This window comes from Mycobacterium sp. 134, from assembly GCF_048282715.1.
Classification (GTDB): domain Bacteria; phylum Actinomycetota; class Actinomycetes; order Mycobacteriales; family Mycobacteriaceae; genus Mycobacterium; species Mycobacterium septicum.
This window is the reverse complement of sequence record NZ_JBLVUN010000008.1, coordinates 2,990,191-3,013,512: the sequence shown is the minus strand read 5'-3', so window position 1 is coordinate 3,013,512 and position 23,322 is coordinate 2,990,191. Positions and strand designations below refer to the sequence as shown.

At 68.0% G+C, this 23,322-nt stretch carries 24 protein-coding genes and 1 pseudogene; 9 read left to right on the top strand and 16 right to left on the bottom strand.

What is annotated here, in order from left to right; genetic code table 11:
- Positions 1 to 3: 3 nt before the first annotated feature.
- Together ACNQVK_RS19185 and ACNQVK_RS19180 are read right to left on the bottom strand one after the other, a co-directional pair.
- Entirely contained in the window at positions 4 to 1,491 is a 1,488-nt protein-coding gene (locus tag ACNQVK_RS19185) for an acetyl-CoA acetyltransferase (protein ID WP_418030755.1), read from the bottom strand.
- A gap of 10 nt (positions 1,492 to 1,501) precedes the next feature.
- A pseudogene (locus tag ACNQVK_RS19180) lies at positions 1,502 to 1,654 on the bottom strand (aldehyde dehydrogenase family protein); the annotation flags it as partial.
- 260 nt (positions 1,655 to 1,914) lie between these two features.
- On the opposite strand from ACNQVK_RS19180, the gene ACNQVK_RS19175 reads away from it, so the two are divergent.
- The gene (locus ACNQVK_RS19175; RefSeq protein ID WP_418030754.1) at positions 1,915 to 4,284 is read left to right on the top strand and encodes a phosphoketolase; all 2,370 of its coding nucleotides are present in this window, start codon (positions 1,915 to 1,917) and stop codon (positions 4,282 to 4,284) included.
- A gap of 52 nt (positions 4,285 to 4,336) precedes the next feature.
- Positions 4,337 to 5,101: a CPBP family intramembrane glutamic endopeptidase gene (locus tag ACNQVK_RS19170; RefSeq protein WP_418030753.1), complete on the top strand. Its 765-nt coding sequence runs from the start codon at positions 4,337 to 4,339 to the stop codon at positions 5,099 to 5,101.
- 94 nt (positions 5,102 to 5,195) lie between these two features.
- Here ACNQVK_RS19170 and ACNQVK_RS19165 read toward each other — a convergent pair whose 3' ends face one another.
- The gene (locus ACNQVK_RS19165) at positions 5,196 to 5,780 is read right to left on the bottom strand and encodes a CGNR zinc finger domain-containing protein (protein ID WP_418030752.1); all 585 of its coding nucleotides are present in this window, start codon (positions 5,778 to 5,780) and stop codon (positions 5,196 to 5,198) included.
- A 119-nt stretch (positions 5,781 to 5,899) separates the two neighbouring features.
- Between ACNQVK_RS19165 and ACNQVK_RS19160 the strand changes: the two genes are divergently transcribed.
- Positions 5,900 to 6,373 carry a hypothetical protein gene (locus ACNQVK_RS19160; RefSeq protein ID WP_044518788.1) on the top strand — a complete coding sequence of 158 codons (474 nt, stop codon included), beginning with the start codon at positions 5,900 to 5,902 and terminating at the stop codon, positions 6,371 to 6,373.
- An 11-nt stretch (positions 6,374 to 6,384) separates the two neighbouring features.
- Here the strand turns inward: ACNQVK_RS19160 and ACNQVK_RS19155 are convergent, their stop codons facing one another.
- The 5 genes from ACNQVK_RS19155 to ACNQVK_RS19135 form a co-directional block, all read right to left on the bottom strand.
- Entirely contained in the window at positions 6,385 to 7,410 is a 1,026-nt protein-coding gene (locus tag ACNQVK_RS19155) for a zinc-binding alcohol dehydrogenase family protein (RefSeq protein WP_418030751.1), read from the bottom strand.
- Positions 7,411 to 7,422: 12 nt separating this feature from the next.
- Entirely contained in the window at positions 7,423 to 7,725 is a 303-nt protein-coding gene (locus ACNQVK_RS19150) for a GlsB/YeaQ/YmgE family stress response membrane protein (RefSeq protein ID WP_418030750.1), read from the bottom strand.
- 239 nt (positions 7,726 to 7,964) lie between these two features.
- Complete coding sequence (locus ACNQVK_RS19145) at positions 7,965 to 8,990, bottom strand: APA family fibronectin-binding glycoprotein (protein WP_418030749.1); 1,026 nt, start codon at positions 8,988 to 8,990, stop codon at positions 7,965 to 7,967.
- 239 nt (positions 8,991 to 9,229) lie between these two features.
- Positions 9,230 to 10,324, bottom strand: a complete 1,095-nt coding sequence (locus tag ACNQVK_RS19140; protein WP_418030748.1) for a sulfate/molybdate ABC transporter ATP-binding protein — start codon at positions 10,322 to 10,324, stop codon at positions 9,230 to 9,232.
- On the bottom strand, positions 10,315 to 11,109 hold the full coding sequence (locus ACNQVK_RS19135) for an ABC transporter permease (RefSeq protein ID WP_418030747.1): 795 nt from the start codon (positions 11,107 to 11,109) through the stop codon (positions 10,315 to 10,317). Before ACNQVK_RS19135 ends, ACNQVK_RS19140 begins: the two co-directional genes overlap by 10 nt.
- Positions 11,110 to 11,287: 178 nt before the next feature.
- Between ACNQVK_RS19135 and ACNQVK_RS19130 the strand changes: the two genes are divergently transcribed.
- The 3 genes from ACNQVK_RS19130 to ACNQVK_RS19120 all read left to right on the top strand — a co-directional run bounded on the left by ACNQVK_RS19130 (position 11,288) and on the right by ACNQVK_RS19120 (position 14,379).
- Entirely contained in the window at positions 11,288 to 11,962 is a 675-nt protein-coding gene (locus ACNQVK_RS19130) for an SDR family oxidoreductase (RefSeq protein ID WP_418030746.1), read from the top strand.
- Between the two features lie 18 nt (positions 11,963 to 11,980).
- Positions 11,981 to 12,907: an LLM class F420-dependent oxidoreductase gene (locus ACNQVK_RS19125; RefSeq protein ID WP_418030745.1), complete on the top strand. Its 927-nt coding sequence runs from the start codon at positions 11,981 to 11,983 to the stop codon at positions 12,905 to 12,907.
- Between the two features lie 98 nt (positions 12,908 to 13,005).
- On the top strand, positions 13,006 to 14,379 hold the full coding sequence (locus ACNQVK_RS19120) for an NAD(P)/FAD-dependent oxidoreductase (RefSeq protein ID WP_044518797.1): 1,374 nt from the start codon (positions 13,006 to 13,008) through the stop codon (positions 14,377 to 14,379).
- Here ACNQVK_RS19120 and ACNQVK_RS19115 read toward each other — a convergent pair.
- From ACNQVK_RS19115 to ACNQVK_RS19080, 8 genes are all read right to left on the bottom strand, one after another.
- Positions 14,376 to 15,044: an urease accessory protein UreD gene (locus tag ACNQVK_RS19115; protein WP_418030744.1), complete on the bottom strand. Its 669-nt coding sequence runs from the start codon at positions 15,042 to 15,044 to the stop codon at positions 14,376 to 14,378. The two genes, ACNQVK_RS19120 and ACNQVK_RS19115, sit on opposite strands and share 4 nt — an antisense overlap.
- On the bottom strand, positions 15,044 to 15,730 hold the full coding sequence (gene ureG, locus ACNQVK_RS19110; RefSeq protein WP_418030743.1) for an urease accessory protein UreG: 687 nt from the start codon (positions 15,728 to 15,730) through the stop codon (positions 15,044 to 15,046). Before ureG ends, ACNQVK_RS19115 begins: the two co-directional genes overlap by 1 nt.
- Positions 15,731 to 15,759: 29 nt before the next feature.
- Complete coding sequence (locus tag ACNQVK_RS19105; protein ID WP_418030742.1) at positions 15,760 to 16,395, bottom strand: urease accessory protein UreF; 636 nt, start codon at positions 16,393 to 16,395, stop codon at positions 15,760 to 15,762.
- Positions 16,396 to 18,117 carry an urease subunit alpha gene (locus ACNQVK_RS19100; RefSeq protein WP_418030741.1) on the bottom strand — a complete coding sequence of 574 codons (1,722 nt, stop codon included), beginning with the start codon at positions 18,115 to 18,117 and terminating at the stop codon, positions 16,396 to 16,398.
- Positions 18,114 to 18,428, bottom strand: coding sequence for an urease subunit beta (locus ACNQVK_RS19095; protein ID WP_418034219.1), 315 nt, complete (start codon positions 18,426 to 18,428; stop codon positions 18,114 to 18,116). Before ACNQVK_RS19095 ends, ACNQVK_RS19100 begins: the two co-directional genes overlap by 4 nt.
- A gap of 44 nt (positions 18,429 to 18,472) precedes the next feature.
- Positions 18,473 to 18,775, bottom strand: coding sequence for an urease subunit gamma (locus ACNQVK_RS19090; RefSeq protein ID WP_418030740.1), 303 nt, complete (start codon positions 18,773 to 18,775; stop codon positions 18,473 to 18,475).
- Positions 18,776 to 18,835: 60 nt separating this feature from the next.
- The gene (locus ACNQVK_RS19085) at positions 18,836 to 19,237 is read right to left on the bottom strand and encodes a PaaI family thioesterase (RefSeq protein ID WP_418030739.1); all 402 of its coding nucleotides are present in this window, start codon (positions 19,235 to 19,237) and stop codon (positions 18,836 to 18,838) included.
- A 156-nt stretch (positions 19,238 to 19,393) separates the two neighbouring features.
- Positions 19,394 to 20,164, bottom strand: a complete 771-nt coding sequence (locus ACNQVK_RS19080) for an iron reductase (RefSeq protein WP_276128807.1) — start codon at positions 20,162 to 20,164, stop codon at positions 19,394 to 19,396.
- A gap of 224 nt (positions 20,165 to 20,388) precedes the next feature.
- Here ACNQVK_RS19080 and ACNQVK_RS19075 point away from each other — a divergent pair, with 224 nt between their 5' ends.
- Genes ACNQVK_RS19075 through gndA form a run of 3 tightly spaced genes read left to right on the top strand, consistent with a single transcriptional unit; the run spans position 20,389 to position 23,297 of the window.
- Entirely contained in the window at positions 20,389 to 20,805 is a 417-nt protein-coding gene (locus tag ACNQVK_RS19075; RefSeq protein WP_418030738.1) for a BlaI/MecI/CopY family transcriptional regulator, read from the top strand.
- Positions 20,806 to 20,819: 14 nt separating this feature from the next.
- Positions 20,820 to 21,791 carry a M56 family metallopeptidase gene (locus ACNQVK_RS19070; protein ID WP_418030737.1) on the top strand — a complete coding sequence of 324 codons (972 nt, stop codon included), beginning with the start codon at positions 20,820 to 20,822 and terminating at the stop codon, positions 21,789 to 21,791.
- 51 nt (positions 21,792 to 21,842) lie between these two features.
- Entirely contained in the window at positions 21,843 to 23,297 is a 1,455-nt protein-coding gene (gndA, locus tag ACNQVK_RS19065) for an NADP-dependent phosphogluconate dehydrogenase (RefSeq protein WP_418030736.1), read from the top strand.
- The last annotated feature ends 25 nt before the right edge of the window (positions 23,298 to 23,322 follow it).

Genomic DNA, 23,322 nt, shown 5'->3' with positions numbered 1-23,322 from the left:
GGCTCAGAGCAGGGTCGCGCTGCCGTCGGCGTGCACCTGCACCTTCGCCCCGGCGATGTCTTCGGTCATGGTGGCCGCGGCCTGTGACTCGTCGACGATCCGGGCCAGTGTGCGTCCGTCCTCCGGGGTGCGCACCGCCAGGAACGCCCGTTCCGCGGTGCCGTCGCGACCGACCGGCGTGGTCCAGGATTCCACGGTGCCGGTGCCCGTGTATTCCACCTGCAGCAGCCGCGTCGGCTCGGCATCGACCTCGGGTTGCACATCCTGCCAACGGAATTCGTGTGGCGGCGGCTCGGTGCTGTACACGCCGAAACTGTGCTTGGTGAGGTAGCCGCCGTTGGCGGTGATCAGGCCCTTGGTCCCCGGACTGGCCGCGAGCCGCTCGGCCATGGTGGCGATCGAGTGAGACACGTAGTTGTTCCACGGCCCGCCAGCGAACGTCAACCCTCCGGTGACGGTCAGCGGACGCGACGGATCGGCCAGGGGCAGACCGATTTCGGCCGCGGCCACCTGGACCGCCGACGGGAAGCAGGAGTACACATCGACGAAGTCGACCTCGTCGGCGCCCACACCGGCCAACTCAAGGACCCGGCGCCCGGCGATCCGGATCGCCGGCGACCGGTAGAACTCGGCCCGCTCCCCGATCGCGTACGTGTCGTGCGAGTCCGTCCCGGCATACGGGAAGACCCAACGGTCGGTGGGAATCTGAAGATACGTGGCCTTCTCGACGGTGGTCAGGATCAGCACCGCACCCTGGTCCACCATGTTGTTGGAGTTCATCAACTTGGTGTAGGGCCAGCTGATCATCCGGTTGTCCGGCCCCGGCTGCCAGATCTGCTCGGCGGGCACGGCTTCGCGGCTCCAGGCGTGCGGATTGCCCGCCGCCACGGCACTGAACCGTGACCACAACTCGCCGATCCGCCTGCGATGTTCGTCGCTGGTCTTGCCTGCCGCGATCCGCAGCGCCTGCTCGAACATCGGGTACACATAGGCCGGGCGGTCCAGCTTGATCCGGATCTCGGCCTCACCGGCCATCGGCACACCGTCATGCGCACCCGGGGCCTCCGGCACGGATTCGTCCTGGCTCGTCCAGTCCGGTTTGGCCCCGGCCCGGCGCAGCCGACTGCGGGTACGCCACGTCTCGGCACCGGCGATCAGCACCACCTCGGCCCGGCCACCCTGCAGATCCAGGCAGGCCTCGTTCACCAGTGTCTGCGGCACGTTGCCGCCCACCCCGGTGTAGCGCGTCGCGGCCTGGCCGGCCCTGATGCGCTGGGCCAACAGCAGACCCGGATCGCGGTAGTGCCAGGACAGCAGATTGACGATCCGTACCGAGTCGACCGCTTCCAGAACCCGCGGGTCGGCGGCGGCCCGCGCCGCCGCCACCATCAGATCGACCGGCTCGACGTCCGGCTTCTCCTCGCGCTGGTTGACCTGGCCGTAGCCCACCAGTACCGGGGTCCGCGGGTCGAGAGTCCTGGGCAGGGTCATGCCCACGAACCTAGCCGACGCGGTAGACGGACCTGAGGATCTGGTAGGCGGCCAATCCCTCGGGCCCCGATTCGCGCCCCATGCCACTGGATTTCACGCCGCCGAACGGCGCGCCCATGTCCAGCTGGTAGCCGCTGATCCCCATGGTGCCGGTGTGTACCGCGGCACGCTCGGCCGGCGGCACCCCCGCCAGCCGGTAATGCCGCGCGGACCGCAGCGAACGCCCCATCGACCTCGGATTCGTCTGCTGCGCAGGCGGGAACGCGATCGATGATGGGCTCGGATCTGCACATGTCCTACGGCTGTGAGCAGCACATCGGACCGCGTGCAGCGGGGGTATTTCGCGTGGCGTTGGTTGACCGGTACGAATTCGGGTACCCGGATCGCGGGCGCCATTCACCGACACCGGCCACTATGGAGAACATGAGCGACGCGACCCTCTCAGCGGCACTGACCGACACGGAACTCGAGCAGCTCAACGCCTACTGGCGGGCGGCCAACTATCTGTCCGTCGGCCAGATCTATCTATTGGACAATCCGTTGCTCCATGAGCCGCTGGCCGCGGAGCACGTCAAACCGCGGCTGCTGGGTCACTGGGGTACCACCCCGGGGCTGAACCTGCTGTACGCGCACCTCAACCGGATCATCCGCGAGCGCGACGCGAACGTCATCTACGTGACCGGGCCCGGCCACGGCGGTCCTGGCCTGGTGGCCAACGCCTATCTGGAGGGCACCTACAGCGAGGTCTACACCGGAATCGGGCAGGATACCGACGGCCTGCGGAAACTGTTCCGCCAGTTCTCGTTTCCCGGCGGGATTCCCAGCCACGTGGCCGCCGAGACACCCGGCTCCATCCACGAGGGCGGCGAACTCGGGTACGCACTGGTGCACGCCTACGGCGCCGCGTTCGACAATCCGGATCTCGTGGTGGCCTGCGTCGTCGGCGACGGCGAGGCCGAGACCGGCCCGCTGGCCGCCAGCTGGCATTCGAACAAGTTCCTCAACCCCGTCGTCGACGGTGCGGTGCTGCCGATCCTGCACCTCAACGGCTACAAGATCGCCAATCCCACAGTGCTGGCCCGCATTCCGGCCGAGGAACTCGAATCCCTGTTCTACGGCTACGGCTATCGGCCCATCACCGTCGACGGTGACGACCCGGACAACGTGCACCAGCAACTAGCCGCTGCCATGGACGAGGCGTTCGACCAGATCGCGGCGATCCAGCGCGCGGCCCGCCTCGACGGCGAACCGGGCCGTCCGCTGTGGCCGATGATCATCCTGCGCACACCCAAGGGCTGGACCGGACCGCACGAGGTCGACGGAAAACTCGTCGAGGGCACTTGGCGGGCCCACCAGGTGCCGCTGTCCGAGACCCGGACCAACCCGTCGCACATGGCGCAGCTCGAAGAGTGGCTGCGCAGCTACCGGCCCGAGGAACTGTTCGACGCCACCGGGGCGCTGCGGCCCGACCTGCGCGCGCTGGCACCCGCCGGCACCCGGCGGATGAGCGCCAACCCGCATGCCAATGGCGGGTTGCTGCTGCGTGACCTCGACCTGCCGGACTTCACCGACTACGCGGTCACCGTCGAGAGTCCCGGCACCGGGACCGCGGAAGCCACCCGGGTGCTCGGCACGTTCCTGCGGGATGTCATCGCCGACAATCCGGACCGCTTCCGGCTGATGGGCCCGGACGAGACCGCCTCGAACCGCCTGGCCGCGGTGTTCGAGAAGACCGACAAGGCCTGGCAGGCCGAGACCCTGCCGGTCGACGAGAACCTGGCCCCCGACGGCCGGGTGATGGAAGTCCTCTCCGAGCATCTGTGCCAGGGCTGGCTCGAGGGTTATCTGCTGACGGGCAGGCACGGATTCTTCAGCTGCTACGAGGCCTTCATCCACGTCGTCGACTCGATGTTCAACCAGCACGCCAAGTGGTTGTTCAGCAGTTCCCACCTGACCTGGCGCCGCCCGATCGCGTCGCTGAACTATCTGCTGACCTCTCACGTGTGGCGCCAGGACCACAATGGCGCGTCGCATCAGGATCCCGGCTTCATCGACCACGTCGCCAACAAGCGGCCCGAGGTGGTGCGCGTCTACCTGCCGCCGGACGCCAACACCCTGCTGTCGGTGGCCGACCACTGCCTGCGCAGCCGTCAGTACGTCAATGTCATCGTGGCGGGCAAGCAACCGGCCTTGACGTATCTGACGATGGACGAGGCGGTCTCGCACTGCACCCGCGGGCTGGGGATCTGGGAATGGGCGAGCACGACGACGGGTGAACCCGACGTGGTGCTGGCGTGCGCGGGCGACATCCCGACGCTGGAGACCCTGGCCGCCGCCGACATCCTGCGCCGCAAGCTTCCCGACCTGTTGGTCCGGGTCGTCAACGTGGTCGACATCATGCGGCTGCAACCGGAGTCCGAACATCCGCACGGGTTGTCCGATCGAGAATTCGACTCGATCTTCACCACCGACAAACCGATCATCTTCGCCTACCACGGCTACCCGTGGCTCATCCACCGGTTGACCTACCGGCACACCAACCACGATCAGCTGCATGTCAGGGGCTTCAAGGAGCGAGGCACGACGACGACGCCGTTCGACATGGTGATGCTCAACGACCTGGACCGCTTCCATCTGGTCATGGACGTGATCGACCGGGTCGAGGGGCTGGGAACCCGTGCCGCCGGGCTGCGCCAGGAGATGGTCGACGCCCGGTTGGCCGCCCGCCACTACACCCGGGAACACGGCGAGGACGATCCGGCGATCTCCAACTGGACCTGGACCCCGGTGTGATCAACCCGGTGTGACCTGGGTAATTGCGCCACGCCGGTACGATTGGCGAGTTATGTCTGAGCAGAGCGCCGTCGCCGCGCATCCCCATCCGCTGGTGGCCCAGCTCTCGGCATTGCACCATTTCCGGATCTACGCCGACATCGGGATCGTCATCGTCATCCTGACGGTCACCAACCTGATCGCGCACTTCACCACCCCCTGGGCCAGCATCGCCACCGTTCCGGCGGCGGCTGTGGGCCTGCTGATCCTGGTGCGGGCCCGCGGCCTGGGCTGGGCCGAACTGGGACTGGGCCGCGAACACTGGCGCTCCGGCGCCGGTTACGCGCTCGCGGCGGTGGCGCTGGTCGTCTCGGTGATCGCGATCGGGATGATGTTGCCGTGGACCCGTCCGATGTTCATGAACGACAACTACGCCACCATCTCGGGCGCACTGCTGGCGTCGATGGTCATCATCCCGCTCCAGACGGTGATCCCCGAGGAGTTGGCGTTCCGCGGCGTGCTGCACGGGGCCCTGAACCGGGCCTGGGGTTTTCGCGGTGTCGCGGCAGCGGGGTCATTGCTGTTCGGCCTGTGGCACATCGCCAGTTCGCTGGGTTTGACGAGTGAGAATGTCGGCTTCACCCGACTGTTCGGCGGCGGCATCTTCGGCATGGTCGCCGGTGTGGTGCTGGCCGTCGTGGCCACCGGCGTCGCCGGCTTCGTGTTCACCTGGCTGCGCAAACGCAGCGGCAGCCTGATCGCCCCGATCGCCCTGCACTGGTCACTCAACGGGGTCGGCGCACTGGCCGCCGCCCTCGTCTGGCACCTGTCGACCTGATTCGCGCCTCCGGCACGAGTTCTAATTCGTGCCCCGGCACGAGTTCTAATTCGCGCCCCGGCACGAGTTCTAATTCGCGCCTCCGGCACAGGTTCTAACTCGCGCCTCCGGCACGGCGACGCGCCCGGAACTCCCGGTTCTTCAACTTGTTCCCACACTCGGACATCACGCACCACGTGCCGCCGTGGTTGCGGGACCGGTCGTAGAACGCCCATGTGCACTCGTCGTTCGCACACGCCTTGAGCCGCGCCCAGGTGCCGTCCCGCTGCGCGTCGCGCATCACCAGCAGCAGCTCGAGCAGCCGCTCGTCCACACCCTCGCCGGTGGCCGCCAACCGCACCTGCCCATCGGAGGCCAGCTCGACCCGCGCGGTACATACATCAGTGAGCGCCTGCAGTACGGCAAGGTGTTCGGCCCGCGGCGGTGGGCCGCCGGTGTTGTGGATCAGCAGCGCACGCAACGCTTCGCGCACCCGGCGAATCAGGTCCAGTTCGGCCGCCGTCGGGCGCGCACCGGCGGCGAGCAATCCGTTGGCCGCCAGCCAGGGCGCCGCATCGTCGGGGTCCGCGAGACGGTCGGTTCCGGCAGGCAACTCGATGGTGTTGACCAGAGCCTGAATCCGGGCCAGCGGTTCGGGCGCGGGTTTGGTCTCGGAGTCACCGGCCCACGTCGTCGTCATCACTCCAGCGTACCGCCGTGACCACTAAATTGGTTTGACTAGTCATTCATGACCAGCGTACGGTCATAGATAGTCACGATCTACGGCCTGGGTATACGGGAAAAATACGAGGTATCGCCATGAACGACAATCGAATTTCTGCGACACCAGCGACCACAGTCCGCCGTGCACCTGTCCCCTGCCGCCCGTCGATCCGGGCCCGCCTGACCGCGCGGATCCGGTCGGGCCGCCTGGACGCCATGCTGGCTGTCGGCGCACCGACTCCCGCCGGCAGTGCCATCGCCGCCCGCGCGGCCCGGCTGACGTCGACTTCCGAACGGGATGCCATCGCCCGCGTGCTGCGCCGCTGTGTGCGCGAGGCCGCAACCGACACTGTGCTGTGGTCCTCACGAATCCCATTGCACCGGAAGAACATTGCCGCAGCGGAAGCGACGATCGACGCGATCACCCTGCGGCTGCATTCACCGCTGCCGGTGAGCGCGCGCGGCGTGGCCCGCCTGAACCGGGTTCTCAATGACGGGCTCGGGCCGATGTACGCCTTCGGGCACGGGGACCTGGACGGCAGATTGGGCGCTGCCCTCGCGGCGCTCTGACCAGGGTTCGGCTACAGCTGGAGCACCGCCGCACCAGCGATGCGACCGGCGCTCAGATCGGCCAGCGCCTGATCGGCGCGGTCCAGGCCGTAGACCGGAGTGCTGACCGCCATCCGGTGTTCCCCGGCGAACGCCAGGAAATCGCGGGCGTCGGCGCGGGTGTTGGCGGTGACCGAGCGCATCTCGCGTTCCTGGAACAGATGCCGTTGGTAGTTCAAGGTGGGGATGTCGCTGAGGTGGATTCCCGCGATTGCCAGCACGCCGCCGCGGTCCAGTGCCTCCATCGCGGGCAGCACCAGATCCCCCACCGGGGCGAACAGGATCGCGGCGTCCAGTGGCTCGGGCGGCATGTCGGCGCTGCCCTGTACGGACGAGGCACCCAGTGCCAGCGCGAGTTCTCGGGCGCGCTCGCCCCGGGTCATCACGTGTACACGGGCCCCCTGCGCCAATGCCACCTGAGCCGTCAGGTGCGCGCTGCCGCCGAAGCCATAGAGTCCCAGCCGCCCGCCCGGCGGCAGGTCGGTGCGCAACAACGCCCGATAGCCGATGATCCCCGCGCACAACAGCGGAGCCAGTTCGACGTCGGAGTAACCGGCGGGCAATCGGAGCGCGAATGCCGCCGGGACCGTGGTGAATTCGGCATAGCCGCCGTCGGCATCCCAGCCCGTATAGAGCGAGGACGGGCAGAGGTTCTCACGTCCTCGCAGGCAATATGCGCACCGCCCGCAGGTATGCCGCAGCCAGGCCACGCCGACGCGATCACCTGGCGCGAACCCGCCGCCGGCGTCGGCACCGACCGCGACCACCTCGCCGACCACCTCATGCCCGGGGATCACCCGTGGCCGGTGTACGGCCAGGTCGCCTTCTGCCACATGCAGATCGGTGCGGCACACCCCGCAAGCCAGGACCTTGACGAGCAGTTCGTCAGGCCCGGGCTGCGGGGTGCGAACACTGACCCGCTGCAGCGGATGCGAACTCACCGGCCCCGGGGTGGCGACCTGCCAGGCCGTCATGCTCCCGGCGGTTCCGGAGGCCATCACCCGCTCCGGTCAGCTGCGGTTGCGCACCAGTCCGACGAGCCAGAGCAGGATCACCGATCCGAGGATCGCGGTGAAGAGGGTGAACCACCACCCGCCGCCGGCCGTGTTGAGGAAGAAGCTGAGCAGGAACCCGCCGATGAGCGCGCCGATCACACCGACGACGATGTTCATCAGAATGCCCTGGCCGCCGCCATCGACGATCTTGCCGGCGATCCACCCGGCGATCGCGCCGATGATGATGTAGCCGATCCAGCCGACACTCGTCAGCGTGGAGGAACGAGCCAGGATTTCGGTAGCCGCCATTACGTCCATTACAGGTCTCCTGCCTGTCACTGGCCATGCCCAGCGGGCTCGCTGAGCCTCACCCCAGGTGTACCTCCCGAACGTAACGATTCGGTTGGCTGTTTGGGAACGATCCGCGTTCGCCCATGGGTTTCCCACGGCACGGGCAGGTCACACCTAGGTAGGCAGACGAAATCACCCGACCCCGTAAATGCTGTACGCCGGCCCTGAGAAGGACCGGCGTACAGCAAGAAAGCAACGAACGGTTATCAGGCCGGCGGCTGCATCTCCGGCGGAGCATTGGTGACCGGCACCGGCACCCCGACACCCGGCCGGGCAGGCGGGGCGTTCGGGTCGGCCGGCGGCGGTGCCGCATTGGGATCGCCCGCGGGCGGAGCCGGCGGCGTCCACGGCCGGATCGAGTTCGCCAGCGTCGCGGCGGCGGCCTTGTCCACCGGATGGCTGGCCGAACCCAGCCAGACCACGAACCAGCGTTCCGGTGCGCGCTGCCCGCGCGGGGTTCCCGGGGCAGGCGGCGCTCCGACCACACCGGCCCAGATCTGGCCGTTGGGCTTGTTGGTGTCGGTGAACTTCACCTCGTAGTACGAGGCCACGCCGCTGAGCCCGTTGGCGTCGAGCGGCACGGTCTCCTGGTTCACCCGGGTCCCGGGGAACGGCATGAAGAACTCACCCATGTCCGAGGCGAGCCGGACGGCCGCCTTGGCGTTGTCGGCCTCGGCCCCTGCGAACAGCTTCAGGTCCAGGCGCCCCAGTAGAACGCTGGTGTCGTTCGGCGGCTCGGGCGTGCCCTCCGGCGGAATCTTGGTCAACAACGCCTGCCCGTAAGACAACTGGGTCGCGTCGGACACCTTCCAACCACCGGGCACCACGTAGCTGAACCCGCCCGCGGCGTTGTCCACCCGGCCGGGCTCCGGAGCGGGAGCAGCGGGAGCAGCGGCCGGAGCATTCGGGTCTGCCGGCGCGGGAGCGGGAGCAGGAGGCGCGTTCGGATCCGCGGGAACCGGAGCCGGCGCGGGAGCAGGGGCGGGCGCGTTGGGATCGACAGGCGCAGCCGGGGCCGGGGCACCGGGAGCAGGAGCAGGCGCGGCCGGGGCGGGCGCGGGTGCACCGGGCACGGCTGGGGCGGGAGCCGGCGCCGGGGGTGCCGGCTCGGGATCCGCATACGCCACTGCCGGCAGCGCGACAGCCGCGGCAGTCGCGCCGGTCATGGCAATCAGCGCCAGCTTCTTCGACAGACCTCTGCGCCGATGTGACATCGCATCCGACTCGTCCATGGGGAAGAAACTACCGTGTTACGGCCGTGACGCAAGTGTGAGTTGCTCTTAGAGTGCTCAAAAGTGCGATTGCGACAGATGGGATACATCCAGCTCAACGACACGACGCACAGTTGCTGACACGCGCGTGTGTCGGGCGCCACGCCGGACCTGGCAACCCACCCCCGACACTTGCGGTGCCGGGACCCTCAACACGTGATTCGGACCCGGACGCGCCCGCGTTACGCCGGGTGCGCCAGTCACCGGTGGTGCCCTGCAGGGTGAACGGCAACCTCTTGCGCCTTCACCGAGAAATACACCGTGTCCCCCGGTGCCAGCCGCAACTCGGCGGCCGACTCCGCGGTGATGTCGGCGGCCAGGCCGGGCGCGCCATCGGGTTGCTCATCGGCCCGCACCCGGATGCCGGGCCCCCTACTGTCGAGCTCGGCCACCGTCACCGCGACCGTATTGCGCGGACTGCCGTGCGGCTCGTCGCGGTACACCGACACCGATGCCGGAGAAAACACCGCCACCACCGGCACCCCGGGCAGCACCTCGGCCGCCGGCGTACCGTGCCAGTTCGCCCCCCATGCGGTGGCCACCACCCCGCCGATGGCAGCCGTGCCGCCGATCAGGTTCACGCCGGCGAACCGGGCCGCGAAGTGACTCTTGGGTGTTGCCAACACCTCGGCAGCAGAACCACTTTCGACGATCCGACCACCGTCCACCACGATCACCCGATCGGCCAGCGTGAGTACGTCCAGCAGGTCGTGGGTGATCAGCACCGTGCACCTGCCATCACTGGCCAGCACTCGCCGCAGCACCTTGCGCATGGATGCCGCCACGGCCACGTCCAGACCCGCGAGCGGTTCATCGAGCAACAGCACCTCGGGCTCGGCAGCCAATGCCCGGGCCAGCGCCACCCGCTGTGCCTGACCTCCCGACAGCCGGCGTGGACGCCGGTCGGCCAGTTCCTTGGCATCGACCTCGGACAACCACCGGTGGGCGTTCTCATACGCGGCGCGGTGCCCCAGACCGCGGCCACTGCGCGCACCGAATGCCACGTTGGCCAGCACGCTCAGATGTGGAAACAGCAGGGAGTCCTGCAGCAACAGGCCGACCCGGCGGGCATGGGTGGGCACCTGCACACCGGCGGCGGGGTCGGTCAGCACCCGGTCCCCCACCTGAATGCGCCCGGCATCCAGGCCGACCAGCCCGGCGATCGCGTGCAGCGTGGTCGACTTCCCGGCGCCATTGGGGCCCAATACCGCCAGCACCTCCCCTGCCGGCACGCCGAATTCCAGGTCCAGACCGCGGTTTTCGACGACAGCGCGCACGTGCAACGTCAAGCCCATCCCCCCGCCCGCAGCCGGCGGCTGCCGAGCCCGATAACCACCACCGCGGCCACCACGACCAACAGCACCGACAACGCCACAGCCGCATCGGCGTCGCTCTCGCGCTGCAGGTAGATCTCCAGCGGAAGGGTCCGGGTGACGCCCTGGCGTGAACCCGCGAAGGTCAGTGTGGCGCCGAACTCGCCGAGGGATCGCGCGAAGGCCAGCACCGCTCCCGAGATCAATCCCGGGCCCAACAGCGGCAGGGTCACCCGCCACCACACCGTGGCCGGCGATGCCCCCAGCGTCGCCGCCACGACCTCGTAATCGGCTCCGGCGGTGCGGGCCGCCCCTTCCAGTGAGATGACCAGGAAGGGCAGCGACACGAAGGTCTGCGCCAGTACGACCGCCACCGTGGTGAAGGCGATCTGTATGCCCGCGCTCTCCAGATATCTGCCGACCAGCCCGAGCCGGCCGAAGGCGTACAACAGCGCGATACCGCCGACCACCGGCGGCAGCACCAGCGGGAGCAGGATCAACGGCCGCACGATCCGGGCGACGGGCCCGTCGGTGCGGGCCAGTACCAGCGCGAGCGGGACCCCGAACACCACGCACAGCACGGTGCTGGCCAGCGAGGTCTCCAGACTGAGCTTCAACGCCGCGGTAGACGACGCGCTCGAGATCAGCGAACCGAACTGTGGCCAGTCGACCTTTGCCACCATCGCCACCAGGGGCAGCACGACGAATATCGCGCCCGCCGCCGCGGGGAGGTAGATCCAGCGCGGAAGCCGTGGCGGATTCGTCACGATTCGACCCCGCCGACCACGTCGACGCAGGTAAGAGCGCTGGGTCGAATCATCCCCGCAACCTTATGCGAGCCGGTATTTGGCGCGCCGAGTTTCGTGTCCTAGCTACTGTCCAGTAACATTGACTGTTGGTCGTCCCCGTCCGGCGCGGCGATCCCCAGGTACACGGAGGTACATCATGGCGGAGGTGCTGGTCACCGGCGGCGACACCGAACTCGGCCGCACGATCGCGGCAGGTTTCCTCGATGCCGGCCACAACGTGATCATCGCCGGCGCCCGCCGCGAAGATCTGGAGCTGGCCGCCAAGCAGCTCGACGTCGCGTCGATCGTGTTCGACAACACCGATCCCGCCAGCGTCGAGAGCGTCCGCGCGCAGTTCCCGCATTACCTGGACACCCTGGTCAACGTTCCGGCCCCGTCGTTCGAGGCCAAGGACCCGCGCACCTTCACGCTGACGGATCACGCCACCTCCTGGCGCAACGCGCTGGACGCCACTGTGGTCTCGGCCGTGCTGACCGTGCAGATCGTCGGTGACCAGCTGCGCTCGGGCGGTTCCATCATCAACGTCGTGCCCGCGAGCCCGCGTGAGGGCAGTATCGAGGCCGCCGTCAAGGCCGCCCTGGGAGATTGGACCTCCGGTCAGGCGGCGTACTTCGGCACCCGCGGAATCACCGTCAACGCCATCGCCCCCGGCCTGTCCGCCGAGCCCGGCTACGACGGTCTCGGTAGCACGCCGCCGTCGGTCGCCGACGAGTTCGCCCGGATGTCGGTGTTCCTCTCCACACCGGCCGCCCGCCACATCACCGGACAGACGTTGCACGTCAGTCGCGGTGCGCTCGCCACTTTGGGATAACGCGTTAGGGTCGGTGGAGTGACAATCCGACTCGGACTCCAGATCCCCAACTTCTCCTACGGCACCGGCGTCGCGGAACTGTTCCCCACCGTCATCGCGCAGGCGCAGGAAGCCGAAGCGGCCGGCTTCGACTCGGTCTTCGTGATGGACCACTTCTATCAGCTACCCGGTCTCGGCACGCCCGATCAACCGATGCTGGAGGCTTACACCGCGCTCGGGGGACTCGCCACCGCGACCCAGAACGTCCAGCTCGGCACCCTGGTCACCGGCAACACATACCGGAACCCGACCCTGCTGGCCAAGGCCATCACCACACTCGACGTGATCAGCCAGGGTCGCGCCATCCTCGGCATCGGCACCGGGTGGTTCGAGCTCGAACACGATCAGCTCGGCTATGAATTCGGCACCTTCACCGAGCGGTTCGACAAACTCGGCGAGGCGCTGCAGATCATCCTGCCGATGCTCGCGGGCGAGCGCCCGACGTTCTCCGGCAAGTACTACCGGACAGTCGAGGCGATGGCCAATCCCCGCTTCCGCGAACACATTCCGCTGATGATCGGCGGCAGCGGTGAGAAGAAGACCATTCCCCTGGCGGCCCGCTACTTCGACCATCTCAACATCATCGCCAACTTCGACGAACTCCCCCGCAAGCTCGACGTCATCCGGCAGCAGTGCGACCAGATCGACCGCGACCCTGCCACGTTGGAGACCAGCATGCTGGTGATCGCCCTGATCGGCGAGCAATTCACGGCCGACGCCATCCCGCCCGACTTCCAGCAGCGCGCGGTGTTCGGTAGCGCCGAGCAGATCGCCGAGCAGCTCAAGACCAAGCTCTTCGACACCGGCGTCAACGGCGTCATCCTCAGCCCGGTGACCATGGGCGGATACGTCCCCGGTGGTATCACCGCGGTGGCTGAAGTCTTGAAACCACTGATATCCGGGTAAACATTCGGTTCGGTTGCCCATCTCACCGCACCCGTGGGAATGGCGCCGACTAACCTATCGGTTGTATCGAGTGGCAAACACGTCCGCGAGGAGCAGCAATGAGCCATCCCGGAGCTACGGCATCGGATCGGCATAAGGTAGTCATCATCGGATCGGGTTTCGGCGGCCTGACAGCAGCCAAGACCCTCAAACGTGCCGACGTCGACGTCAAGCTGATCGCCCGCACCACACACCACCTGTTCCAGCCGCTGCTGTACCAGGTGGCCACCGGCATCATCTCCGAAGGCGAGATCGCGCCGGCCACCCGCGTGATCCTGCGCAAGCAGAAGAACGCTCAGGTGTTGTTGGGCGACGTCACCCACATCGATCTGGAGAACCAGACGGTGGATTCAGTGCTGCTCGGGCACACCTATTCCACGCCGTACGACAGCCTCATCATCGCCGCGGGCGCCGGGCAGTCCTACTTCGGCAACGATCATTTCGCCGAGTTCGCGCCCGGCATGAAGTCGATCGACGACGCGCTGGAACTGCGTGGCCGCATCCTCGGCGCCTTCGAACAGGCCGAGCGTTCCAGCGACCCGGTGCGCCGCGCCAAGCTGCTCACCTTCACTGTGGTGGGCGCCGGACCGACCGGTGTCGAAATGGCCGGGCAGATCGCCGAATTGGCCGATCAGACGCTGCGCGGCAGCTTCCGCCACATCGATCCCACCGAGGCGCGGGTGATCCTGCTCGACGCCGCACCGGCGGTGCTGCCGCCGATGGGCCCGAAGCTCGGCAAGCGCGCGCAGGAGCGGCTGGAGAAGATGGGTGTCGAGGTTCAGCTCGGCGCCATGGTGACCGATGTCGACCGCAACGGCCTGACGGTCAAGGATTCCGACGGCACGCTGCGCCGCATCGAATCGGCCTGCAAGGTGTGGTCGGCCGGCGTCTCGGCCAGCCCACTGGGCAAGGACCTGGCCGAGCAGTCCGGGGTGGAGCTGGACCGGGCCGGCCGCGTCAAGGTGGAGCCCGATCTGACCATCCCCGGTCATCCCAATGTGTTCGTGGTCGGTGACATGGCCGCGGTGGACGGGGTTCCGGGTGTGGCCCAGGGCGCGATCCAGGGCGGCCGCTACGCGGCCAAGCTGATCAAGCGCGAGGTTGCCGGCACCAGCCCGAAGATCCGGTCGCCGTTCGAGTACTTCGACAAGGGCTCGATGGCCACGGTGTCGCGGTTCTCCGCGGTGGCCAAGGTGGGCCCGGTCGAGTTCTCCGGGTTCTTCGCCTGGGTGTGCTGGCTCGTGCTGCACCTGGTGTACATCGTCGGGTTCAAGAGCCGGCTGGTGACGGTGCTGTCGTGGGGTGTGACGTTCCTGAGCACCAAGCGCGGCCAGCTCACCATCACCGAGCAGCAGGCCTACGCGCGCACCAGAATCGAAGAACTCGAGGAGATCGCGGCTTCCGTGCAGGAAACCGAGAAAGCGGCCTCCTAGGCCTCTGCGCCTTCTGCTGTCTGAGGCGGCAGCCGGTCACCCTGCCAGGTGGCCAGGCTGCCGCCGCGGGCCAGTTCCAGCAGGGTTCCGTGCGCCTCGAATGACGGTGCGGGATAGCGCAGTTCGCTGATACAGGCCCGGGGCGCGGCCAGCACATCGTCGCCCACGGCCCCACGGCCGAGTTGGATACGATGACGCAACAACGGCCACGAACCCTCCACTGAGTCGACGTCCGCGTGCAATGACGACGACCAGAACCCGTCTCGCTCATCGGATCTGCCGATCTGGATCCGCTCCCGGATGCGCACCTGCGCGGGCTCGGCCAGCAGCAGCCGCGTCGTGGTGTGGTGCACCGAGCCGCCGGCCACCACCGTCGGCTGTGGATCGAGGTCCAATTGCCCGGCCACCTCGAGCTCCCACTGCGCCGCCGACCGCAACGTACGGGCGCCGGGCAGCACCATCGTCGCGGCGGCAGTGCGAATCCGCAGCCGGGCACCGGCTTCCACCACCAGCCGCACCGTGAGGGTGTCGCCGCCGAGCGGGGTGGCCGCTGTGGAGATCAGGTGCACGGTGTCGGGCCCGGTGCAGCGTCCCGCCAGCCCGTCGCGTGCCTCGATCCGGGGCAATCGCCCCGGCGAGGCCACGACGACGACGTTCGCGTGCATCACGCCGACGGCGCCTGCGCGACCTTCAACTGCTCACGTACCCACGCCAGCACCGGGCCCGAGGACGGATCCTCGGTCAGTGAGATCAGCGCCGTCGGCCTGTTTGCGCGGACCTTGGCCGCATCGCGGCGCATCACGTTCAGATCGGCACCCACCAGTGGCGCCAGATCGGTCTTGTTGACCACCAGCAGATCCGAGTACGTCACGCCCGGCCCACCCTTGCGGGGCACCTTGTCTCCGCCGGCCACGTCGACGACGAAGATCTGCACATCCACCAGGCCCGACGAGAACGTCGCGGTGAGGTTGTCGCCACCGGATTCGACGAGGATGAGGTCCAGTGCGGGGTTCGCCTCGATCAGATCGTCGATGGCATCGAGGTTGGCGGTGATGTCGTCTCGGATCGCGGTGTGCGGGCATCCCCCGGTCTGGACCGCGGCGATCCGCTCGTCGGGCAGCACCGCATGCCTGCGCAGGAAGTCGGCATCCTCGGTGGTGTAGATGTCGTTGGTCAAGACCGCCAGCGACAACTCGTCACGCAGCTGCCGGCACAGTGCGGCCACAAGGGCGGTCTTCCCGGATCCGACGGGGCCGCCGACACCGATGCGCAGCGGCTCGCCCGCCTGCCGCACCCGTTTGGGCCGGTGTACATGGGTGTGGGGCTCGCCGTCGAGGAAATGCGGTGGCATGGTGGACCTTTCGAGATCGAACAACAGATTTACGAGACGAACAGCGGCCGGTCGCGTTCGGTGTGCCGCTGCGCCAGGACGTCGAGCAAGGGGTCGGACAGGTCGGCCGGCCCGGTGACCGCCTCGGCCGCCACCGCGTCACACAAACCCGACAGCTCGAAGGTCAGCGCCGCGACATCGGCCGGGTCCAATGCGAGCAACCGCTGGGCGGCGGTGGCCGAACCGGTCATGGTGGTGTACACCACCGACAGCGCGGTCTGGCCCGGATCCAGCTCGGCGGCCGCTCCGACGGCGCCTGCCGCCACCGGCAGATGCGGCCGGGGTCCGAGCGCCCCCCACGATTGCTGCGGCCAGACCCGCCGGGCCAGCCGGATCAAGCCGCGCCCCTGGGCGCGCGAGGCCTCGCGCGCCGCCGGAGCCGGTGTGCGGGCGTCGGTTTCAGCGTCGGCCGTCGCGGGATCCAAGGTCCCGGTGTGGACCGCCACCGCTATCGAGGCGGCGACCAACCCGCTGGTGCGGATGCGCCGGATCAGATAGGCGCGCAACGTGGGGACGTCGGTGAGCAGACCGCTGGTGACCGCCTCCTCGACACCGCCGGAGTGAACATGCCCGCCGGTCGGCAACCGCGAATCGGCCAGGGTCAGAAGTGTTGCCAGGCTGCTCATCTAGAACAGGAAATATCGTTGGGCCATGGGAAGTTCGACCGCGGGCTGTTCCTGCCACACCTGCCCGTCGATCCGAACGGTGAAGGTATCGGGCTCGACCTCGATGCGGGGCAACGCATCGTTGAGCGGCATCTGGGCCTTGCCGACCTGCCGGACGTTCTTGACCGCAGCCAACTTTCGCCGAATGTCGAGACGGTCCGCCAGACCGTCCTCGATGGCCTGCGGTGCGACGAAGTGCACAGAGGTGGCAGCCGCGGAGGCCGGGGCCGCACCGAACATCGGCCGCGGCAGCACCGGCTGCGGGGTGGGGATCGAGGCATTGGCATCGCCCATGGCCGCCCACGTGATCATGCCGCCCTTGATCACCGCGTGCGGCCGGACGCCGAAGAATGCGGGTTCCCACAGCACCAGATCGGCGAGCTTGCCGACCTCGACCGACCCGATCTCGTCATCGAGGCCGTGCGCGACGGCCGGGCAGATGGTGTATTTCGCGATGTACCGGCGGACGCGGTTGTTGTCGGCCTGACCGTCCCCTTCCAGTGCGCCGCGCCTGCGCTTCATCACGTGCGCGGTCTGCCAGGTCCGCAGTACCACCTCGCCGATCCGGCCCATCGCCTGGGAGTCGCTGCCGATCATCGAGATGGCCCCGATGTCGTGCAGCAGATCCTCGGCGGCGATCGTCGACGGCCGGATCCGGCTCTCGGCGAATGCCAGATCCTCGGCCACGCTCGGATTCAGGTGATGGCACACCATCAGCATGTCGAGGTGCTCGTCGAGGGTGTTGACGGTGTGCGGCCGAGTCGGATTGGTGGAACTGGGCAGCACATTCGGGTGCGAGGCGACGGTGATGATGTCGGGTGCGTGCCCACCGCCGGCGCCCTCGGTGTGATACGCGTGGATGCCGCGGCCCTTGATCGCGGCCAGCGTGTCCTCGACGAACCCGGCCTCGTTGAGGGTGTCGGTGTGGATGTTGGCCTGTACCCCGGCGGCTTCGGCGACCGTCAGGCAGGCATCGATGGCCGCGGGCGTGGTGCCCCAGTCCTCGTGCAGCTTGAATCCCGCTGCGCCACCGCGCAACTGCTCCCACATCGCCTCGGCGCTGACGGTATTGCCCTTGCCCAGCAGCGCGACGTTGAGCGGCCAGGTGTCGAGCGACTCCAGCATCCTGGCCAGGTGCCAGGCGCCCGGGGTGACCGTGGTGGCCTTACTGCCCTCGGCCGGACCGGTACCGCCGGCCACGATCGTGGTGATGCCGCCGCCCAGGGCCTCTTCCATGATCTGCGGACAGATCAGGTGCACGTGGCAGTCGATCGCGCCGGCGGTCAGGATGCGACCGTTGCCCGCGATGATCTCGGTGGACGGACCGACGACCAGGTCCGGGTGCACACCGGTCATGATGTCGGGGTTACCGGCCTTGCCGATCGCGGCGATGCGGCCGTCGCGGATCCCGATGTCGGCCTTGATGATTCCCCAGTGATCGATGATCACCGCGCCCGTGATGACGGTATCGGGCGCACCGTCGGCGCGGGTCGCCCTGGATTGACCCATCGACTCGCGCAGTACCTTGCCACCGCCGAACACCGCCTCGTCGCCGGCCAGGCCCGGACCGCCACTGCGGTCCTCGGTGATCTCGATGAACAGGTCGGTGTCGGCCAGCCGGATACGGTCACCGGTGGTGGGGCCGAACAGCGCCGCGTAGCGGGCCCGGGTCAACTCGGTCATGCGGTTCCCAATCGGCCGGGCGGGTCGAGACTTATCCCGTGAACCTCACGGGCGCCGCCGAGCGGCACCAGTGAAACGCGCTGGGCCACACCTGGTTCGAAGCGAACTGCGGTACCGGCCGGGATGTCGAGGCGATACCCTCGCGCGGCCGCGCGGTCGAAGTCCAACGCGGCGTTGGCCTGTGGCAGATGTACATGACTGCCGACCTGCACGGGCCGGTCGCCGGTGTTGACGACGTCGAGAATCAGCCGTGGCGCACCGGAATTGAGCGCGATGCCGCCCTCGCCGAACACGATCTCACCCGGCACGATCGATGCGCGATCCGCCTTCGGCTTCTCGCTGGTCACGGCGCGCCTCACGAGATCGGGTTGTGGACGGTGACCAGCTTGGTGCCGTCCGGGAATGTGGCCTCGACCTGGACGTCGTGCAGCATCTCGGGCACTCCCTCCATGACCTGCTCGCGGGACAGCACATCGCGTCCGCTCACCATCAACTCCGCAACCGTCCGACCGTCGCGGGCGCCTTCCAGCAGGTGATCGGTGATCACCGCGACGGCCTCGGGATGGTTGAGCAGCAAGCCGCGGGCTTGTCTGCGCCGCGCCAGGTCTGCGGCATAGGAGATGAGCAGACGATCCTGCTCATGCGGGGTCAAACGCATAGTGCGCGATCCTGCCATGACGAGCGGGGATCGGCAGCGCTCGCCATCGCGCCGGAGGCGCTACTCGGCGACGTTCTGCAGTCGCACCTGACCGCGAGCCACGAGCTTGTCGTTCTCGTCGGTGATGGTGATCAGCCACAGCTGCTGCCGACGCCCTCGGTGGATCGGCGTGGAAACCGCTGTGACAGTGCCGGATCCGATGGCGCGCAGGAAATCGGTGTTGTTGTTGACCCCGACCACGGTGCCGCCGCCGTTCTCCGACAGCCAGATGTGGCCGGACACGCTGGCCAGGCTCTCGACGATCGAGCAGTACACGCCGCCGTGCACGATGCCCCAGGGCTGCAGCAGCTTGTCGTGAATCGTCAGCTGCGCGCGGCCGCCGTCGGGGGTGAGCTCGAGATAGGTCAGGCCCAGTTCTGTGTCGAAGCCTTTGCCCAGACCTTCGGGGATTTCAGTGGTCACAGCCCTCGTGTCTACACGGCGTATTGACATAAAGATGCGGGCGGGTCCCGCGTGTAAAACGCGGGACCCGCCCTCGAGCGGACCGGGGGTCTCTGCAGCCCTCAGGACTCCGGCGCGGTCCGTTAGTCTCGTACCTACATACTAGGCAAGGCTATCCTAATTTAGCAAGACCTTCCCTGCGCGGCCCGAACCGCGGACCGGCAGACCGAAGCCCACCAGGGCATCGAGCACCGCCTGGCCGCGCCGCATACTGACCACCTCGCTGGAGCCGGCCAACAACGGGACCTGGGTGGCCGCGCCGACCACCGCCGCCCCGACCATGTGCCACATGGCCGCCACCGACATGGCGCCGTCGCTGATCTCGAACAGCCGGGCGAACAGCGGCTCCAGCGCACGATGACTGCGATGAGCCACCCAGGTGGTCAGCGCCGCCTCACTGGGCAGCGCGACGATTCCGTCACGGCACGCGCTGGCGAACCGGGCGACCCGGCCGCAGTAATGAGGATCCTCCGGCAGACCGCGCAGCGTCGGATCGACCACGCCGACCCAGTCGATCGCACCCTCCGAGTCGACGTGGACCCACAGGTTCTCCAGGCCCGTGTCCCAGGCCCGGCCTTCCAGCACCAGCAGCGGGACGACCCGGCCGATCACCACGTGGGTGAAGGTGGCGGCCAACTGCTGGGCGACCGCGGCCCGATTGCCCGTCTCGGCCATCGCCGCGTCGAACATGCCCTGCAGTCGATCCGCGGACAACGCCTCGGCCAGCGGCCACCACCGCCGGCGGGACAGGTCGCCCACCACGGCCACGCCGTAGACCCGCGGACACTCCGGATACAGCTCACGTAAACGCCGACTCGACTCGTGCAGGGGCAGCGTCCGCTCGATAGCCATACCCGCGATCAGCGGATCTTCGATCAAGACCGTCATGTCACCTCCGAAGGCTCCAGTTTGACTTAGGTTAGCCTTACTATAGTCACGTGAAGGATGAGAGCTACCCCCTGTGACTCGATTCACAACGGACCCCATATATGGCGCTGACCTTGCCCTAAACCGCTATGCAGGGCAGTCGGAGCGCCGTCGCCAAAGGCATACGACGCGCGGTAGTAAACCCGTAGTACGCTGGCTTTACTGCTCAGGAGAGTGAACGGAACATGGCCAAAATGACGCGTCTCGGGGAGCTTGAGCGCGAGGTGATGGACCACTTGTGGTCTGCACCCGAACCCCAAACCGTGCGCCAAGTCCATGAGGCGCTGGCCGCCCGCCGCGACTTGGCCTACACCACGATCATGACCGTGTTGCAGCGACTGGCGAAGAAGAACCTGGTCGTACAGCACCGCGATGACCGCGCGCATCGCTATGCGCCCACGAATGGCCGCGACGAGCTGGTCGCCGGCCTCATGGTCGACGCGCTCGACCAGGCCGCGGACTCCGGTAGCCGCCAGGCCGCGCTGGTCCATTTCGTCGAGCGGGTCGGCGTCGACGAGGCTCAGGCCTTGCGCCGCGCACTGGCCGAATTGGAGAACAAGCACCAGCTGCACCCACCGGCTGGTAATTCGGGCCCTGCCTGAGAGACACTTACGGCGTGTCCGCGCTGGCCTTCACTCTCGTCGCACTGGCCCTGGTGGGGCCAGTACCGGCGGTGCTGGCCCGTGCGGCGTGGCCGCTTCGCGCTCCGCGCGCGGCGATCGTGCTGTGGCAATCGGTCGCACTGGCCGCGGTGCTCTCGGCGTTCTCGGCCGGTATCGCGATCGCCAGCCGCCTGTTCGTCCCCGGGCCGGACGGCCGGCCGACCGCCACCATCACCAGTGAGATCAAGGCTCTCGGTTGGCCGTTGTGGCTGCTCTACGTCGTGGTGTTCACCCTGACCCTGTTCATCGGCGGGCGGCTCTGCGTGGCCGTGGTCCAGGTGGCGGTGGCCACCCGGCGCAGGCGCGCCCATCACCGCATGATGGTCGACCTGCTCAGCAAGTCGCGTGACGCGGTCCCGGCCCACCTCTGTACGGCGCACCGCCCGTTCGCCGGCGACGGGCTGCGCATCCTCGATGTCGCGCAGCCACTCGCCTACTGTCTGCCCGGCGTGCGCAGCCGCGTCGTGGTCAGCGAGGGAACGCTGACCACCTTGTCGGACAACGAGGTCGCCGCGATCCTCACCCATGAGCGGGCCCACCTGCGCGCCCGCCATGATTTGGTCCTGGAGATGTTCACCGCCGTCCATGCCGCCTTCCCGCGGTTCGTCCGCAGTGCCAACGCCCTGGATGCGGTCCGGCTGCTGATCGAACTGCTGGCCGACGACGCCGCGGTACGGACCGCGGGTCCCACTCCCCTGGCTCGGGCGCTGGTCGCCTGCGCGAGCGGCCGCACCCCCTCGGGTGCGCTGGCCGCCGGCGGGCCCACCACCGTGATCCGGGTACGACGCCTCGGCGGGAAGCCCAACAGTGTGGCCATGGCGGTCACCGCCTATCTGGCCGCGGCCGCCGTGCTGGTGGTCCCCACCGTCGCCGTTGCCGTCCCCTGGCTCACCGAGCTTCACCGCCTTTTCGCCGGGCTGGGATAAACCCCTGTCCAACAGGCGTTCTCACACAACAAAACAACGAAAGGCTGCTGCATGAGCAAGACCAGCACTTCCGGCACGGCACAGATCGGAGTCACCGGCCTGGCCGTGATGGGCTCCAATCTCGCTCGCAACTTCGCCCACCACGGCTACACCGTCGCACTGCACAACCGGTCGATCGCCAAGACCGATGCGCTGCTGGCCGAGCACGGCTCCGAGGGCAACTTCGTGCGCAGCGAGACGATCGCGGAATTCCTCGACGCCCTCGAGAAGCCACGCCGGGTGATCATCATGGTCAAGGCCGGCGATCCGACCGATGCCGTGATCAACGAGCTGGCCGACGCCATGGAGCCCGGCGACATCATCATCGACGGCGGCAACGCCCTCTACACCGACACCATCCGCCGCGAGAAGGCCATCCGCGAGCGCGGCCTGCACTTCGTCGGCGCGGGCATCTCCGGTGGCGAGGAGGGCGCGCTCAACGGCCCGTCGATCATGCCCGGCGGTCCCGCCGAGTCCTACAAGAGTCTCGGCCCGCTGCTGGAGGAGATCTCCGCCCACGTCGACGGCGTGCCCTGCTGCACCCACATCGGCCCGGACGGGGCCGGGCACTTCGTGAAGATGGTGCACAACGGCATCGAGTACTCCGACATGCAGCTCATCGGCGAGGCCTACCAGCTGCTGCGCGACGGCCTGGGCAAGTCCGCACCCGAGATCGCCGATGTCTTCACCGAGTGGAACAAGGGTGACCTGGACAGCTACCTGGTGGAGATCACCGCCGAGGTGCTCAAGCAGGTCGACGCCAAGACCGGCAAGCCGCTGGTCGACGTGATCGTGGACGAAGCCGAGCAGAAGGGCACCGGACGCTGGACGGTGAAGTCCGCCCTGGACCTCGGCGTGCCCGTGACCGGTATCGCCGAGGCGGTGTTCGCCCGCGCCCTGTCGGGTTCCGTGCCCCAGCGCAAGGCCACCACCGGTCTGGCCTCTGGCGATCTCGGCGAAAAGCCCACGGATGCAGCACAGTTCACCGAGGACATTCGCCAGGCGCTGTACGCGTCCAAGATCATCGCCTACGCCCAGGGCTTCAACCAGATCCAGGCCGGCAGCGCCGAGTACGACTGGGGCATCACCCCCGGCGACATGGCCACCATCTGGCGTGGCGGCTGCATCATCCGGGCCAAGTTCCTCAACCGGATCAAAGAGGCCTTCGACAACAACGCCGACCTGCCCACCCTGATCGTCGACCCGTACTTCCGCGACGCCATCGAGGCGGCGATCGACAGCTGGCGCCGCGTGGTGGTGACGGCCACCCAGCTGGGCATCCCGGTCCCGGGTTTCGCATCGGCGCTGTCCTACTACGACGCGTTGCGCACCGAGCGGCTGCCCGCGGCACTGACCCAGGGCCTGCGCGACTTCTTCGGCGCGCACACCTACGGACGCACCGATGCGGAGCCCGGCCAGAAGTTCCACACCCTCTGGAGCGGCGACCGCAGCGAAGTCCCTGCCTGAGTAAGGTCGGTGGGGTGAGGTTGCA

Bases quoted from the DNA above. Each gene is read 5' to 3' on its own strand.
- ACNQVK_RS19105 (WP_418030742.1), bottom strand. From the start codon at position 16,395: ATGAGCAGCCTGGCAACACTTCTGACCCTGGCCGATTCGCGGTTGCCG.
- ACNQVK_RS19130 (WP_418030746.1), top strand. From the start codon at position 11,288: ATGGCGGAGGTGCTGGTCACCGGCGGCGACACCGAACTCGGCCGCACG.
- ACNQVK_RS19090 (WP_418030740.1), bottom strand. From the start codon at position 18,775: ATGCGTTTGACCCCGCATGAGCAGGATCGTCTGCTCATCTCCTATGCC.
- ACNQVK_RS19165 (WP_418030752.1), bottom strand. From the start codon at position 5,780: ATGACGACGACGTGGGCCGGTGACTCCGAGACCAAACCCGCGCCCGAA.
- ACNQVK_RS19175 (WP_418030754.1), top strand. From the start codon at position 1,915: ATGAGCGACGCGACCCTCTCAGCGGCACTGACCGACACGGAACTCGAG.
- ACNQVK_RS19080 (WP_276128807.1), bottom strand. From the start codon at position 20,164: ATGACGGTCTTGATCGAAGATCCGCTGATCGCGGGTATGGCTATCGAG.
- ACNQVK_RS19185 (WP_418030755.1), bottom strand. From the start codon at position 1,491: ATGACCCTGCCCAGGACTCTCGACCCGCGGACCCCGGTACTGGTGGGC.
- ACNQVK_RS19100 (WP_418030741.1), bottom strand. From the start codon at position 18,117: ATGACCGAGTTGACCCGGGCCCGCTACGCGGCGCTGTTCGGCCCCACC.
- ACNQVK_RS19170 (WP_418030753.1), top strand. From the start codon at position 4,337: ATGTCTGAGCAGAGCGCCGTCGCCGCGCATCCCCATCCGCTGGTGGCC.
- ACNQVK_RS19150 (WP_418030750.1), bottom strand. From the start codon at position 7,725: ATGGACGTAATGGCGGCTACCGAAATCCTGGCTCGTTCCTCCACGCTG.
- ACNQVK_RS19120 (WP_044518797.1), top strand. From the start codon at position 13,006: ATGAGCCATCCCGGAGCTACGGCATCGGATCGGCATAAGGTAGTCATC.
- ACNQVK_RS19160 (WP_044518788.1), top strand. From the start codon at position 5,900: ATGAACGACAATCGAATTTCTGCGACACCAGCGACCACAGTCCGCCGT.
- ACNQVK_RS19145 (WP_418030749.1), bottom strand. From the start codon at position 8,990: ATGGACGAGTCGGATGCGATGTCACATCGGCGCAGAGGTCTGTCGAAG.
- ACNQVK_RS19155 (WP_418030751.1), bottom strand. From the start codon at position 7,410: ATGGCCTCCGGAACCGCCGGGAGCATGACGGCCTGGCAGGTCGCCACC.
- ureG (WP_418030743.1), bottom strand. From the start codon at position 15,730: ATGCCACCGCATTTCCTCGACGGCGAGCCCCACACCCATGTACACCGG.
- ACNQVK_RS19140 (WP_418030748.1), bottom strand. From the start codon at position 10,324: ATGGGCTTGACGTTGCACGTGCGCGCTGTCGTCGAAAACCGCGGTCTG.
- ACNQVK_RS19115 (WP_418030744.1), bottom strand. From the start codon at position 15,044: ATGCACGCGAACGTCGTCGTCGTGGCCTCGCCGGGGCGATTGCCCCGG.
- ACNQVK_RS19075 (WP_418030738.1), top strand. From the start codon at position 20,389: ATGGCCAAAATGACGCGTCTCGGGGAGCTTGAGCGCGAGGTGATGGAC.
- gndA (WP_418030736.1), top strand. From the start codon at position 21,843: ATGAGCAAGACCAGCACTTCCGGCACGGCACAGATCGGAGTCACCGGC.